The sequence below is a fragment of the Haladaptatus sp. DYSN1 genome, from assembly GCF_029489995.1.
Taxonomy (GTDB): Archaea; Halobacteriota; Halobacteria; order Halobacteriales; family Halococcaceae; genus QDMS2.
In genome coordinates, this window is record NZ_CP120470.1 from 354,073 (window position 1) to 367,496 (window position 13,424).

Consider the following 13,424-nt stretch of genomic DNA (forward strand, 5'->3'; position numbering starts at 1 on the left):
ACTGATGCAGCTCGAAGAAGGCGAGACCTACACGCACCAGCGTCGCTTCATGCACGAGGACGTCCACCAGTTCGGCGAGATTAGCGGTGACGACCAGCCCCGCCACACCGAACCCGACGAGGAGGGCAGACTCATGGCTCAGGGCCTGCTCACCGCTACCCTCCCCACCAAACTCGGCGGCGACATCAACTTCCTCGCGCACACGATGGAGTTTCGGTTTCGCCGACCCGTCTTCACCGGCGAAACCATCACCTGCGAGATGGTTCTCGACACCATCGACGAGCGAGAAGACCGCTACAATATCGACGCGACCACGACGTGTACGAACGAGGCGGACGAAGTCGTCCTCTCGGGAGACATCTCGGGGCTCATCTGGAAGCAGTGACGCCCTTTGTTTCGAGCAGGTCCCAGAACGCTTTCTCGTCGAGAATCGGCACGTCGTTTTCCTCCGCATCGTTCGTTTTACTCGCGCCCGGATTCTCCCCGGCGACGAGGTAGTCGGTGTTCCCGGAGACGCTTCCTGTGGCGTTCGCCCCGTGTTGCTGGACGAGTTCCTGTGCCTCGCCGCGAGTCATCTCCGAGAGACTGCCGGTGAACACGAAGGTGAGACCGTCGAGTTCGTTTCCGGCGGCCGTCTCTGCCGTCTCGGGTTCGACACCGCGCTCGCGTAACTGCTCGATGACGCGGCGGTTCTCCTCGGAGTCGAAGAAGGCGTGGATGTCACTGGCGACCGTCGGACCGACGTCCGGCACGTCCTGTAACGCTGCTTCACTTGCTTCCATGACGGCGTCGAGGGTTCCGAACTCTCGGGCGAGCGACCGAGCCGTGGTCGGCCCGACCGACGGGATGCCGAGTCCGACGAGGAAGTCAGCGAGGGCGGGCTGTTTTGCGGCGTCGAGTTCCGCGAGCAGGTTGTCCGCGCTCTTCTCGCCCCACCCCTCGAGTTCAACCAGGTCCTCCCGCGAGAGGGTGTAGAGGTCGGCGATGGTCTCGATGAGGTCGGCGTCGATGAGTTGAACCACCTTCTCTGCGCCGAGACCCTCGATGTCGAGTGCGCTCCGACTGGCGTAGTGCTGGACGGCGCGTTCGAGTTGGGCGCGGCAGGCGAACCCGCCGGTACAGAACGCGAGTGGCCCCTCGCGCTCGACCGGACTGTCACAGACAGGGCAGGTGTCTGGGTACTCGAAGTGTCCCTCGGAGTGTTTCTCGACAACTTCCGAGACGTACGGAATCACGTCTCCGGCGCGCTCGACGCGGATCTCGTCGCCCACGTTCACGTTCAGCGACTCGATTTCGCCGGGGTTGTGGAGGGTCGCTCTGGAGACGGTGACCCCCGACACGTCCACCGGGTCGAGCAGGGCGACGGGCGTCAGGCGGCCGGTTCTGCCCACCTGCACGACGATGTCGGCGATGCGCGTCTGCTCGGTTCGCGCCGGGAACTTGTAGGCGTAGGCCCACCGCGGGGCTCGCGACGTGGAGCCAAGTTCCGCACATGCCGCGAGGTCGTTCACCTTGATGACCGTCCCGTCGATTTCGTAGTTCAGGTCGTCTCGGGCCGCCTGCAGGTCGTCTCGATACCCGATTGCGCCGTCGATGTCGGGCACGCGTTTCGACCGGGCGGATGATTTGAGGCCCCACTCGGGAAGCAAATCGTGTTGCTCCTCGTGGGTTTCGAACTCGCGGCTCGATTCGAGCACGCCGAAGAAGAAACAGTCGAGGGGTCGCTGTGCGGTAATCTGCGGGTCGAGTTGGCGGAGCGTCCCTGCCGCCGCGTTTCGGGGGTTGGCGAAGGGGTCGTCTCCGGCCTCGATGCGCTCGCGGTTGTGCGCCTGGAAGGCGTCTCGGGGCATGAACACCTCGCCGCGCACGACGAGGGTGTCGGGGTGGTCACCGTGGAGCCGCTGGGGGACAGATCGAATGGTTCGCACGTTCGCGGTCACGTCCTCGCCCGTGACGCCGTCGCCGCGGGTGGCTGCCCGAACGTAGCGCCCGTCCTCGTAGACGACTTCGACCGAGAGGCCGTCGAACTTCGGTTCGCAGAAGTAGGCCACCTCACCGACCGCGTTCCGGACGCGCTGGTCGAAAGCGCGCACGTCGGTCTCCTCGCCGGAGGAGTCGATGGACTTCATCGGGGCGACGTGTTCGACGGTTTCGAGTTCGTCGAGCGGTTCCTCGCCCACCCGGCGGGTCGGACTGTCTTCCGCCCAGAGGTCGAAGGCGTCCTCTAAGTCCTGGAGGCGGCTGAACAGCGCGTCGTAGACCCGGTCTGCGATGAGTGGTTGGTTTTCGACGTAGTACCGTCGGTCGTGATAGTGGATGGCCTCGCGAAGCAATTCGACCTCCTCGGCTGCTTCGTCCTCGCTCAGGTCGGCGAGGGGGCGAAACTCGGTTTCGGGGTCGTCGAGATAGGGATTGTCGTCGCCGTCGGTCATTACCGACGCTTCGGTCGCCCGGTGCTAAAATCTCCGGGGCACGGCGCCGACAGTCGCGTGTGAACATGCCTGAACACTGGCGAGACTTGGCCAAACCCACAGGGGTTATCTGTTGGGCCTCGAAGTGGGAGATATGTCGGAGGAGTTCCTCCTGCTGAACCCAGGACCAGTCCCGATAACCGACGCCGTGCGACGAGCCATGGATGGGTCTATGGTCTCTCACCGCTCGGCCGAGTTCGAAGCGACCTACGCCCGCGCGCAGTCCGGGCTCGACTACATCTTCGAATGTTCGACGCTCGACGGGTCCTGTACGTCCGCGGGAGGAACGAGCCTCATTCTGAACGGCACGGCGACGATGGGCATGGAAGCCGCCGTCGCGAACCTCACCCACGACGACAGCGAGGTCGTCGCGCTCGTAAACGGCAAGTTCGGTCGTCGGTTCAAGCGCATCGCAGACCGCCACGCGCAGGTTTCGGCCGTCGAAGTCGACTGGGGTGAATCGTTCGACCTCGACGCCGTCGCCGACGTCATCACCGACGAGACGGACGTGGTGACGATGGTTCACAACGAAACCTCGACGGGGATTCTGAACCCGGTCGAGCAGGTCGGCGAACTCGCCGCCGCCGCGGACGCTCGCTTCGTCGTGGACGGCGTCACCAGCATCGGCGGCGACGAGTTCAAAATCGACGACTGGAACGTCGATATCGCCATCACCGACTCCCAGAAGGCGCTCGCCGCACCGCCCGGCGTGAGCGCGATGTACGTCGCAGACCGCGCCGTCGAGCATCTGGACGGCGAAAGCGCTCCCTTCTACGAGGACCTGGAGTGGCATCTGCGCAAGGCCGACTCCCATCAGACGCCGTTTACGAGCGCCGTCCCGCTGTTTCGGGCGCTCGCGGTCGCCGTCGAACAAATCGAAGACGAGACGATGTCGACGCGCATCGCCCGCCACCGCCGTCAGTCGGCCGCCTTCCGCGCCGGATTCGAGGCGATGGGTCTCTCGCTGTTCGCCGCACTCAACGACGACTCGAGCTACTCGAACACGCTCACCGCCGTCTCGCTACCCGAGAGCATCAAAGAATCGCCGAGCGATTTCTTCGACGCCGTCAAAGAGCGCAACGTCTCCATCAGCGGCGGGCAGGCCCACCTCGGCGGGCGTATCTTCCGCGTCTCGAACATGGGGAACTTAGACGACGACCAGATTCTCCGAGGCATTCGGACGGTCGGCGAGGCTATGAACGACGCCGGATTCGACGCCGACACGGAAGCCGGACTCGACGCGGCTCGCGCCGAACTGGACGGCTGAACACGCGGCTCTTTTAGCTGGGTTGGTTGTGCGAACACGTCGTCCACCCGCCTGCCACTTACCTCTCGACCGTCCACAGGCCCGGACGCAAATGGCCGACAAGAAATTCGCGATTCTCCTGAACGCGGACAAAAAGAGCATCGGACCCGCAGCGAACGGCATTGAGTACGCGCTGGACTTAGACGACGCCGGGTACACCGCAGAAGTCTACTTCGACGGCGCGGCGACCGAGTGGCCCGCCGTCCTCGATGAAAAGCCGGACAACCCGGTGAACACGTACTACGACGAGGCACGAGAGCGCGGCCTCATCGCTGGTGCGTGTGGCTACTGTGCAAACGCCTTCGGCGTCTACGACGACGTCGAAGAGGCGGGCGTCGAACTCCTCGGCGGACGGGAAAACCACGGCCCGGACGTGGGCGAACTCGTCTCCGAGGGCTACGAACTCATCACGGTCGGCTAATCTGCGTCGGGTTCCGCGCCGAACAGCGATTTTTTCTCCAGGTTCAGTCGCACGAACACCGGTAGCGCGACCAGTGCGACGACGATTTCGAGGCCACCAGCGACGAGGAAGGCGGCGAGGAAGCCGTAGGTGTCCGCGACGGCCCCGCCGACCACGATGCCGGTGAGGAAGCCGATACTCCCGAAGATGTTGAACCCGCCCATGGCGATGCCGCGTTCGGTGTCCCGCGAGAGGTCGTTTACGAGCGCCATCGTCGCCGGGGCCATGAGCGCGCCGAGGATGCCGACGACGACCATTCCAGCGCGGGCGGCGTCCAGCGTCGGAACGACGCCGACGGCGATGACGGCCACGCCGTAGAGGCCCGACCCGACGACGACCGGCCCGACCCGGCCGATGCGGTCAGAGAGGATGCCGAAGGGATACTGGAGCAGGGCGAACGGGACGAAAAACAGCGCGAGGATGAGACCGGTCTGGGCGGCGTCGAGGCCGAAGGCCGTCCGGAAGTAGAACGTCCCGACGAGGGCGAAAAAGCCCGCCGTCAGGCGGTCGATGAAGCCGAAGGCGTAGGGCAGGAGGAGGACGGGTTTCGCGCGGAGACCGGCGAGAGCCGCGGCGAGGCCGTCGTGATTCTTCGGGGCGCGGTCGGTGACGAATATCGTGAGGAAGGCGACCACGGTGAGGAGGCCGCTCGCCAGATAGAGCGGCGCGAGCGGGTCAATTGTCGTGAGCCGGCCGCCGAGCGGTGCGCCGAGTGCGGTGCCGAGGCCGATGGCGATGCCCGCAGCACCCATGTTCTTGCCGTGACCGCCGTCTAAGTCCATGAGCATTGTCATCGCGAGCGAGAAGGCGGCGATGGTGACGGCTCCCTGGAGGAATCGGAGGACGAGCACCGCGCCGAAGGCGGAGACGCCCACGACCGGAAGCGACGCGAGCAGGGCGTAGCCGACGGCTCCGCCGAGTGCGCCGAGCGCGATGTAGGGGGCTCTGCGGCCGGTGGCGTCGCTCAGCGTGCCCCAGAGGCCGGCGAACAGCACGAAGCCGAGGAACTCGGCGGTGAGAAACCACATCCCAGCGTCGAGGCTGGTAGTCGCGCCGAGCGCGGCGAGCAGGTCCGGGACGCCAGGGTACAGGAGGACCTGGGCGAACAGGACGACGAATACCACGAGCGCGAGGCGAAATCGGTCGGACCCGACCATACGAGTAGGAAGCACCTGTACGGGCTAAACCTCTGTGCTTGGCGAATAATGAGCCATTCACCGCCAAAAGACGCACTCCGGACATTCTCAATAGAGTGACTATCAGGCGCGTTAGTTGCTCTGTAACTCTCTCGAAACTCAGTGAGCAAGAAGAACTCCCCGCGGAGGAAGTCGTCTACCCGATTTCAGAAGTGCGTTCCCAGCGCACCATCGTCTGCTCGCAGCTTCCGAATTCGTGCGCTGACCCACCTTTTACACCTCCGAATCCGCACCCAGCAGGTATTGCCTATACTGGCAGTTATAGAAACGTAGAGAAATATGAGTCAGACACATGACTGACTCAGAGCGGCCGGGCTTTGCCACGCGCTGTCTGCACGCGGGCCAGGAGCCGGACCCTGCGACAGGGGCGCGTGCCCCGCCCATCTACCAGACGACATCGTACGTCTTCCCGGACGCGGCGACGGCCGCCGCCCGGTTCTCGCTCGAAGACGACGGTAACATCTACTCGCGCTTTTCGAACCCCACGACGGCCATGCTCGAAGCCCGTCTCGCCTCGCTCGAAGGCGGGAGCGCGGCACTCGCCACGTCGGCGGGGATGGCCGCCCTCGACGCCGCCACCACGACGCTCGCCCGCCCTGGCGACAACATCGTCTCCGCGGCTTCCATCTACGGCGGTACTCATTCGTACTTCTCGAACACGGCGGGGAATCGAGGCATCGAACCGCGGTTCGTTCCGACGCTCGATTACGACGCCTACGCCGAGGCAATCGACGAGGACACCGCCTACGTCCACGTCGAGAGCATCTCGAACCCGGCGCTCGTGACGCCCGATTTAGCACGCATCGCGGAGATTGCGCACGAACGCGGCGCACCGCTCTTCGTCGACAACACGTTCGCGACGCCGTATCTGTGCAACCCGTTCGACCACGGCGCAGACCTCATCTGGCACTCGACGACCAAGTGGCTTCACGGGTCGGGAACGACGGTTGGCGGCGCACTCATCGCCGGCGGCGAGTTCGATTGGCACGACTATCCTGAAGTGGGCCAGCCGAATCCGGCCTTCCACGGGACGAACTTCGCGGAGCGCTTTGGCGACCGGGCACTCGTGGAGACGGCCCGCCACCGCGCCGTCAGGAGCACGGGAAGCGGGCAGTCACCGTTTAACGCGTGGGTCACGCTCCAGGGCATCGAAACCCTCCCCCTTCGGATGGAGCGCCACTGCGAGAACGCCCAGGCGGTCGCCGAGTTCCTCGCAGACCACCCCGGCGTCGAGTGGGTGACGTATCCCGGACTCCCCGACCACGAGACCCACGACAACGCCTCGAAGTACCTTTCGGGAGGCTACGGCGGCATGATTGCCTTCGGCCCGAAAGGCGGCTACGACGCGGCCAAGGGCGTCTGTGAGCGCACCGATCTCGCGAGTTTCCTCGCGAACGTCGGCGACGCGAAGACGCTGCTCATCCACCCGGCGAGCACGACCCACGCCCAGCTCACGGAGGAAGAACAGTTAGAAAGCGGCGTCCTGCCGGACCTGATTCGGCTCTCGGTCGGCATCGAGGACGTGGACGACATCATCGCAGATTTAGCCGAGGCACTGCCATGAACACCCACGACGTCGCCGAACTCGGCGCGTTCGAATTCGAGTGTGGCGAGTCGATTCCGAATCTCGAGCTCGCCTACGAGACCTACGGCGAGTTCACGGGCGAAAACGCGGTACTGGTCTGTCACGCTCTCACTGGGAGTGCTCACGTCTCGGGCCTCCGCCGGGGGAGCCACGGCGGCCAGGCGACGGCGTGGTGGGACGACATCGTCGGCCCCGGCAAGGCTATCGACACCACCGAATATTACGTCGTCTGCGCGAACGTTCCGGGGTCGTGTTACGGCTCGACCGGCCCGGCGAGCGAAGGTCCCGAGGGCGACCCGTGGGGGACCGACTTCCCGCCGGTGACCGTCGGCGACTGGACCCGTGCCCAGCGCGAACTGCTCGACCACCTCGGCGTCCCGAATCTGCACGCCGTCGTCGGCGGGAGCGTCGGTGGCATGAACGCCCTCGACTGGGCCAAGCGCCATCCCGACCAGGTGGACCTCGTCGTGGCCGTCGCCACCGCCGCCCGGCTCGACTCCCAGTGTCTCGCCCTCGATGCCATCGCGCGGCGAGCGATTACGACCGACGCGAACTGGAACGGCGGGGACTACTACGACGGCCCCGCGCCGAAAGACGGCCTCGCGCTCGCCCGTCAGATTGGGCACACGATGTACCTCTCGAAGCACTCGATGGAGCGCAAGTTCGGTCGCCGGTCGGCCGGCAGAGACGCCGCTCGCGACTCGTTCCCAGTGGACCCGGCGGCCGCGTTCTTCCCCTACCGCGACGTCGAATCCTACCTCGACTATCAGGCCGAGAAGTTCGTCGAACGCTTCGACGCCAACAGCTATCTCTACCTGACGCGGGCGATGGACAACTACGACCTGTCTGCGGGCTACGAGTCCGATGCGGACGCGCTCGGCGCGTTCACCGGCGAGGCGCTCCTCCTCTCGTTTACCGGTGACTGGCACTTCACCACCGAGCAAGCGGAGGACCTCGCAGTCGCGTTCAGACAGAACGACACGCCGACGGCCCACCACAAAATCACGTCCGACCACGGCCACGACGCGTTCCTTGTCGAACCCGAGAAGGTCGGCCCGCCACTCGCCGACTTCCTCGAAGCGGGCGTCGGTGGGCGGGCCGTGACCGACACCGTCACGGACAAATCAGACCGCCAGTTTGCGCCCGTCCACACGAGTCTCTTCGGGAACTGACTACTCCGCGAGCGCGACGAACCCGAGACCGACAACGAGGGCGAGCACGTAGGCCGGGTGGGTGCTCGCGAATTCGAGGAGGTGGGTCGGCGTGAGGCCCATCGTGCTCGTGCCGCCGGCAGTCGCGACTGCTGTAAGCGACCGGTAGGCGACTGCGCCAGCGACGAGGGCCGCCACGGCACCAGTCGTTTTGAGTGGGTAGTCGCTCACGAACCCGACCAGTCGTCGCGAAATCGCCCGAAGCATAGTCATTCTCATCGGCGGGACGGTTCGTATAACTTGTCAATCCGATCGTCTGTCGTAGCCCGGGGCAATTATTGCCCGGCATATTGCATACTTTTATATTACTTGTAGAAATAACTGGGGCACGAACAATGACAGACGAGCATTCGCCGCGCTTTGCGACCCAGAGCCTGCACGCGGGACAGGACCCCGACCCGGCGACGGGCGCACGCGCACCACCGATTCACCAGACGACCTCGTACGTCTTCGACGACGCAGACCACGCAGCACGCCTCTTCGCGCTCGAAGAGGAGGGCAACATCTACTCGCGGCTGATGAACCCGACCGTGACGATGCTGCAGGAACGCCTCGCCGCACTCGAAGGCGGCGTCGGCGCACTCGCCACCTCCTCGGGCATGGCGTCGTTCGACCTCGCGAACTTCATCCTCGCGGAGGCGGGCAAGAACGTCGTGTCGTCGTCGGCCATCTACGGCGGCACCCACACCTACCTCAGCCACTCCGCGCCGCGCCGTGGCGTCACCACGCGCTTCGTCGACCCACTCGACTACGAGGGCTACGCGGAAGCCATCGACGAGGATACCGCCTACGTCCACGTCGAGACCATCGGCAACCCCGCGCTCGTGACGCCGGACTTCGAGCGTCTTGCCGATATCGCGCACGAGAACAACGTGCCGCTGTTCGTGGACAACACGTTCGCGACGCCGTATCTGTGCAACCCGTTCGACCACGGCGCAGACCTCATCTGGCACTCCACGACCAAGTGGATTACCGGCGCGGGGACGACGGTTGGCGGCGCACTCATCGACTCGGGAACCTTCCCGTGGGAGGACGGCGACTACCCAGAAATCACCGAAGACAACCCCGCCTACCACGGCGTGAACTTCCGCGAACGCTTCGGCGAGGCGGCGTTCACCGTGACGGCGCTCGCCCGCGGCCTACGCGACCTCGGTAACCCACAGTCGCCGTTCGACGCGTGGACCACGCTCCAGAAACTGGAGACGCTGCCACTGCGCATGGAGCGCCACTGCGAGAACGCCCAGATCGTCGCCGAGTACTTAGACGACCACCCGGACGTGGCGTGGGTGACCTACCCCGGTCTCGAAAGTCACGAGACCCACGACAACGCGACGAAGTATTTAGACGGCGGTTACGGCGGCATGCTCACCTTCGGCCTCGAAGGCGGCTACGAGACGGCCAAGAAGATGACCGAATCGACGCAACTCGCGAGTCTGCTCGCGAACGTCGGCGACGCGAAGACGCTCATTATCCACCCGGCGAGTACGACCCACCAGCAACTCACCGAGGAGGAAAAGGAATCGAGCGGCGTCAGGCCGGACCTCGTCCGCCTCTCCGTGGGTCTCGAAGACCCAGCGGACATCCTCGCGGACCTAGACCAGGCGATAGACGCAGCCTCGAACTAGAGGACGCCGTCTTCTGTAAGCACTTTTTCGAGGCGGTCCATCCGCGCGACGACGATTTGACAGTGCGGCCTGACCGCCGGTTTCGGCAGGTAGCCAACCGCGAGGCCCGCGACTTTGAGCATCGGCAGGTCGTTCGCGCCGTCGCCGACGGCCACGGTGTCTCGGAGGTCGATGCCGAGGTCTGTGGTCAGGTTTTCGAGCGCCGTGTCTTTCGTGCCCTCGATGAGCGGCCCTTCGACTTCCCCCGTCAATTCACCGTCTTCGACGAGCAGGCGGTTCGCGACGATGGTATCGACGGAGACGCCTTCACGGGCGAGCGCCGCCTCGACGCCGCGTTCGAATCCGCCGGTGAGGATGGCGACGTGGACGCCCGCCTCGCGGAGTTTGCGGATGAGGTCGGCCGCGCCAGGACGCAGGCGAACCGCGTCGAAGGCCGTCTGCGCTTCTTCGTCTGCGAGGCCGGCGAGCAGTTCTGCCCGCGAGCGAAGGCTCTCAGCGTAGCTGAGTTCGTTGTTCATCGCCCGTTCCGTGATGTCCGCCATCTCGGCGGCGACGCCACAGCGGTCTCCGAGCAGGACCGTCATCTCCGAATCGGAGAGCGTCCCGTCGAAGTCGAATGCGACCAGTTCCATACGCAATCCGCCGGGCGATGGGACTTGAGCGTTCCGTCTTCGGCAGACGTTAGCGAGAATGACTTCGTCAACCGGGCAGGAATTGCTCGTTCGAAATTAGTACGGCGTCCACTCACGGGGGCCGATGTCGTCGCCGCGCACGCGGAGTTCGAGGCCGTCGTCGGTGTCTCTGGTCTCTACGTACACGTCGAACAGTTGCTTGAGAATGTTGAGGGTCTCTTCGTCCGCGGCCGTCGAATCGAGCGTGAACACCCCGCGAAAGCCGACGCTCTCGATGCGGCCGGTGAGCACGTGCGTGAACTGGTACAGCCGTTTCAGGTCCGCGAACATGAGAATCGTCGAAAGCGAACTCAGGCCGACGCGCACGTCTTCTACCGAGTCGTCGCGGTACAGTTGTTGCATCATGCCGGTCGCCGCGATGCCGATGCCGGTCATGTCCGCCGCAGACGAGACGTAACTCGTCCGCCTGTCGTCGCTCTCCCGGCCGAACTGCTGGTCGCCGCCCACACAGTCGACGACGCGGAGGGCATCGCCAGACCCGCCCGTGACCGCTTCGAACTCGCGGCGAATTTGGGTCGCGTTCTTGCTCGTGGTGATGAACAGTGCGCCGTTGTCGTCTGCGCCGCCGACGAGCGAGAGCGCGAGACGGCGCTTTTCGGTCATCGCTGGGCCTGCGATGAGAACGTTCGTTCTCTCGGTGACGGCGTCGGCACGGAGTAGGGACTCAGACGTGCGTGAATCAGCACCGTCGCCGCGCTCAGAATCCCTCACGTCATGTTGTCCTTCGAGTCAGTCATATAAAAGGTCACGATGCACAGAGCGTCGTGCTACCACCGGGAGAAGGCGGCATTTGTAGCGAGTGGAGAAAGCGTTAACCTTCACGCCCCGTTCTGCCGAGACATGAACGTACTCGTCACGGACCCCATCGCTGAGGCAGGGCTTCAGCAACTCCGTGAAGCGGGCCACGATGTAGAGACGGCTTACGACGTCGAAGGTGATGCACTCCTCGACGCTGTTTCTGACGCACACGCACTCGTCGTCCGGTCTGGAACTGACGTTTCTGCCGCCGTGTTCGAGACTGCAACCGACCTCATCATCGTCGGGCGAGCCGGCATCGGCGTGGACAACATCGACATCGACGCCGCCACCGAACACGGCGTCATCGTCGCGAACGCACCCGAAGGGAACGTGCGAGCCGCTGCAGAGCACACCGTCGCGATGGCCTTCGCCGCTGCCCGGAACATCCCGCAGGCACACATCCGCCTGAAAGCGGGCGAGTGGGCCAAGGGCGACTACCTCGGGACGGAACTCAACGGCAAGACCCTCGGCATCCTCGGCCTCGGGCGGGTCGGCCAGGAAGTCGCAAAGCGCCTCGGGGCGCTCGGCATGGACCTCGTCGCCTACGACCCCTACATCTCCGAGGACCGCGCCGCCCAGATTGGCGCGGAACTCGTGGACCTCTCTGATTGTCTTTCGAAGGCGGATTTCCTCACGATTCACACGCCGCTCACGCCCGAGACGGCGAACCTCATCGGCGAAGCAGAACTCGCCCAGTTAGAAGGCGGCTACGTCGTCAACTGCGCCCGCGGCGGCATCGTAGACGAGGAGGCGCTCGCAGCGGCCTGCGCCGACGGCGTGCTCAAGGGCGCGGCCCTCGACGTGTTTGCGGACGAGCCAATCTCGCCGGACAACCCGCTGCTCTCGGTCGATAACGTCGTCGTCACGCCCCATCTCGGTGCGAGCACGGAAGCCGCCCAGGAGAGCGTCTCGACGAGCATCGCAGACCAAATTCTCGCCGCGTTCGCAGAAGAACCGGTCATGAACGCGCTCAACGCGCCGTCGATGGACGAGAGTGCCTTCCCGCGGGTCAAGCCGTACATCGACCTCGCGGAGACGGCGGGCAAGGTCGCAGCCCAGCTCTACGGCGACCGTATCGGGAAGGTCGAGGTCACCTACGCTGGGGACATCGCCGCAGAGGACATCGACCTCGTGACGGCGAGCGCGCTCAAGGGTGTGTTCGAACCGCTCGAATGGCAGGTCAACGCCGTAAACGCCCCGCGTATCGCAGACGAGCGCGGCATCGACGTAGTCGAGTCGAAGTCTCACCAGTCTGAGGACTTCCAGAGTCTCATCACGGTCACCGTCGGGAACGAAGACGGCGACGAACTCGCCGTTTCCGGAACGCTCTTTGCGGGTAACGACCCGCGCATCGTCCGCATCGACGGCTACCGCGTGGACGCCATCCCGCACGGCCAGATGCTCGTCGCCCGCAACTACGACGCGCCGGGTGTCATCGGGTTCATCGGGACGGTCCTCGGCGACGCCGGCATCAACATCGCGGGGATGTTCAACGCCCGCGAAACCATCGGCGGAGAGGCGCTTTCGGTCTACAACTTAGACGACGAACTCACGGCCGAAAGCAAGGAAACCATCGAGAACGACGAGCGCATCATCGAGATTCGGACGATTACGCTCGACGACTGAGCGCTCTCTGGCGGACGAGTATTGGAGGAAGGGGGGTGAGAACGGCCCCGAACCGAGGTGGGAGTCGCTTACAGTGGGGGGCTACCGAGTCAGGAACTGTTGGACGCGTTCTTTCGCGGTCTGCGCTGTCTGGTGGGAATCTGGGTCTGCATCCGTGTCTGCCTCACGAGGGGCACTCGTGCGTGCTTCGAGAATCTGCTCGTACTGGTCGACGATGGCCTCAGTACGCTGTTCTGCGGCCTTGAGCTCTGCTTCGAGGCTCTTGATTTCTGATTTCAGCGCGGCGATTCTCGTCTGGTACATTGCGCGTTTGTTGGGAGAGAGGTCGTCGTCCACCCCACGCGGACTATCGAGCCGACTTCGCTGTGACATGATTCGGGGATTACACACTATGTCACACTCCCACATGAATGTGAGTCAGACGGACGTGAGACGCGGAGCACACGCACGTCTC

13 protein-coding genes are annotated in these 13,424 nt (G+C 64.6%); 7 read left to right on the top strand and 6 right to left on the bottom strand.

Annotated elements, in window-relative coordinates; translation table 11 throughout:
* Window positions 1-4 precede the first annotated feature (4 nt).
* On the top strand, window positions 5-385 hold the full coding sequence (locus tag P0648_RS01805; protein WP_276245950.1) for a MaoC/PaaZ C-terminal domain-containing protein: 381 nt from the start codon (window positions 5-7) through the stop codon (window positions 383-385).
* On the opposite strand, the gene ligA is transcribed toward P0648_RS01805, so the two are convergent.
* Window positions 369-2,432, bottom strand: a complete 2,064-nt coding sequence (ligA, locus tag P0648_RS01810) for an NAD-dependent DNA ligase LigA (RefSeq protein WP_277504998.1) — start codon at window positions 2,430-2,432, stop codon at window positions 369-371. The genes P0648_RS01805 and ligA overlap by 17 nt on opposite strands.
* A 133-nt stretch (window positions 2,433-2,565) precedes the next feature.
* On the opposite strand from ligA, the gene P0648_RS01815 reads away from it, so the two are divergent.
* Both P0648_RS01815 and P0648_RS01820 read left to right on the top strand, forming a co-directional pair.
* Entirely contained in the window at window positions 2,566-3,738 is a 1,173-nt protein-coding gene (locus P0648_RS01815; RefSeq protein ID WP_276245948.1) for an alanine--glyoxylate aminotransferase family protein, read from the top strand.
* Window positions 3,739-3,829: 91 nt separating this feature from the next.
* Complete coding sequence (locus P0648_RS01820) at window positions 3,830-4,198, top strand: hypothetical protein (protein ID WP_276245947.1); 369 nt, start codon at window positions 3,830-3,832, stop codon at window positions 4,196-4,198.
* On the opposite strand, the gene P0648_RS01825 is transcribed toward P0648_RS01820, so the two are convergent.
* Window positions 4,195-5,394: an MFS transporter gene (locus P0648_RS01825; RefSeq protein ID WP_276245946.1), complete on the bottom strand. Its 1,200-nt coding sequence runs from the start codon at window positions 5,392-5,394 to the stop codon at window positions 4,195-4,197. The two genes, P0648_RS01820 and P0648_RS01825, sit on opposite strands and share 4 nt — an antisense overlap.
* A 331-nt stretch (window positions 5,395-5,725) precedes the next feature.
* Here P0648_RS01825 and P0648_RS01830 point away from each other — a divergent pair, with 331 nt between their 5' ends.
* Window positions 5,726-6,997 carry an O-acetylhomoserine aminocarboxypropyltransferase/cysteine synthase family protein gene (locus P0648_RS01830; RefSeq protein WP_276245945.1) on the top strand — a complete coding sequence of 424 codons (1,272 nt, stop codon included), beginning with the start codon at window positions 5,726-5,728 and terminating at the stop codon, window positions 6,995-6,997.
* Window positions 6,994-8,190 (top strand): homoserine O-acetyltransferase, encoded by a 1,197-nt coding sequence (metX, locus tag P0648_RS01835; RefSeq protein ID WP_276245944.1) that lies wholly within the window; start codon window positions 6,994-6,996, stop codon window positions 8,188-8,190. Before P0648_RS01830 ends, metX begins: the two co-directional genes overlap by 4 nt.
* Here the strand turns inward: metX and P0648_RS01840 are convergent, their stop codons facing one another.
* Window positions 8,191-8,436: a hypothetical protein gene (locus tag P0648_RS01840; protein WP_276245943.1), complete on the bottom strand. Its 246-nt coding sequence runs from the start codon at window positions 8,434-8,436 to the stop codon at window positions 8,191-8,193. It abuts the gene before it with no gap.
* A gap of 128 nt (window positions 8,437-8,564) precedes the next feature.
* Here P0648_RS01840 and P0648_RS01845 point away from each other — a divergent pair, with 128 nt between their 5' ends.
* Window positions 8,565-9,854, top strand: coding sequence for an O-acetylhomoserine aminocarboxypropyltransferase/cysteine synthase family protein (locus tag P0648_RS01845; protein ID WP_276245942.1), 1,290 nt, complete (start codon window positions 8,565-8,567; stop codon window positions 9,852-9,854).
* Here P0648_RS01845 and serB read toward each other — a convergent pair.
* The gene (gene serB, locus P0648_RS01850; protein WP_276245941.1) at window positions 9,851-10,486 is read right to left on the bottom strand and encodes a phosphoserine phosphatase SerB; all 636 of its coding nucleotides are present in this window, start codon (window positions 10,484-10,486) and stop codon (window positions 9,851-9,853) included. The genes P0648_RS01845 and serB overlap by 4 nt on opposite strands.
* A gap of 96 nt (window positions 10,487-10,582) precedes the next feature.
* Window positions 10,583-11,257, bottom strand: coding sequence for a recombinase RecA (locus P0648_RS01855; RefSeq protein ID WP_277505003.1), 675 nt, complete (start codon window positions 11,255-11,257; stop codon window positions 10,583-10,585).
* A gap of 129 nt (window positions 11,258-11,386) precedes the next feature.
* On the opposite strand from P0648_RS01855, the gene serA reads away from it, so the two are divergent.
* Window positions 11,387-12,970, top strand: a complete 1,584-nt coding sequence (gene serA / locus P0648_RS01860) for a phosphoglycerate dehydrogenase (protein WP_277505004.1) — start codon at window positions 11,387-11,389, stop codon at window positions 12,968-12,970.
* Window positions 12,971-13,051: 81 nt separating this feature from the next.
* Here serA and P0648_RS01865 read toward each other — a convergent pair whose 3' ends face one another.
* Window positions 13,052-13,342, bottom strand: a complete 291-nt coding sequence (locus P0648_RS01865; protein ID WP_276245938.1) for a hypothetical protein — start codon at window positions 13,340-13,342, stop codon at window positions 13,052-13,054.
* Window positions 13,343-13,424 lie beyond the last annotated feature (82 nt).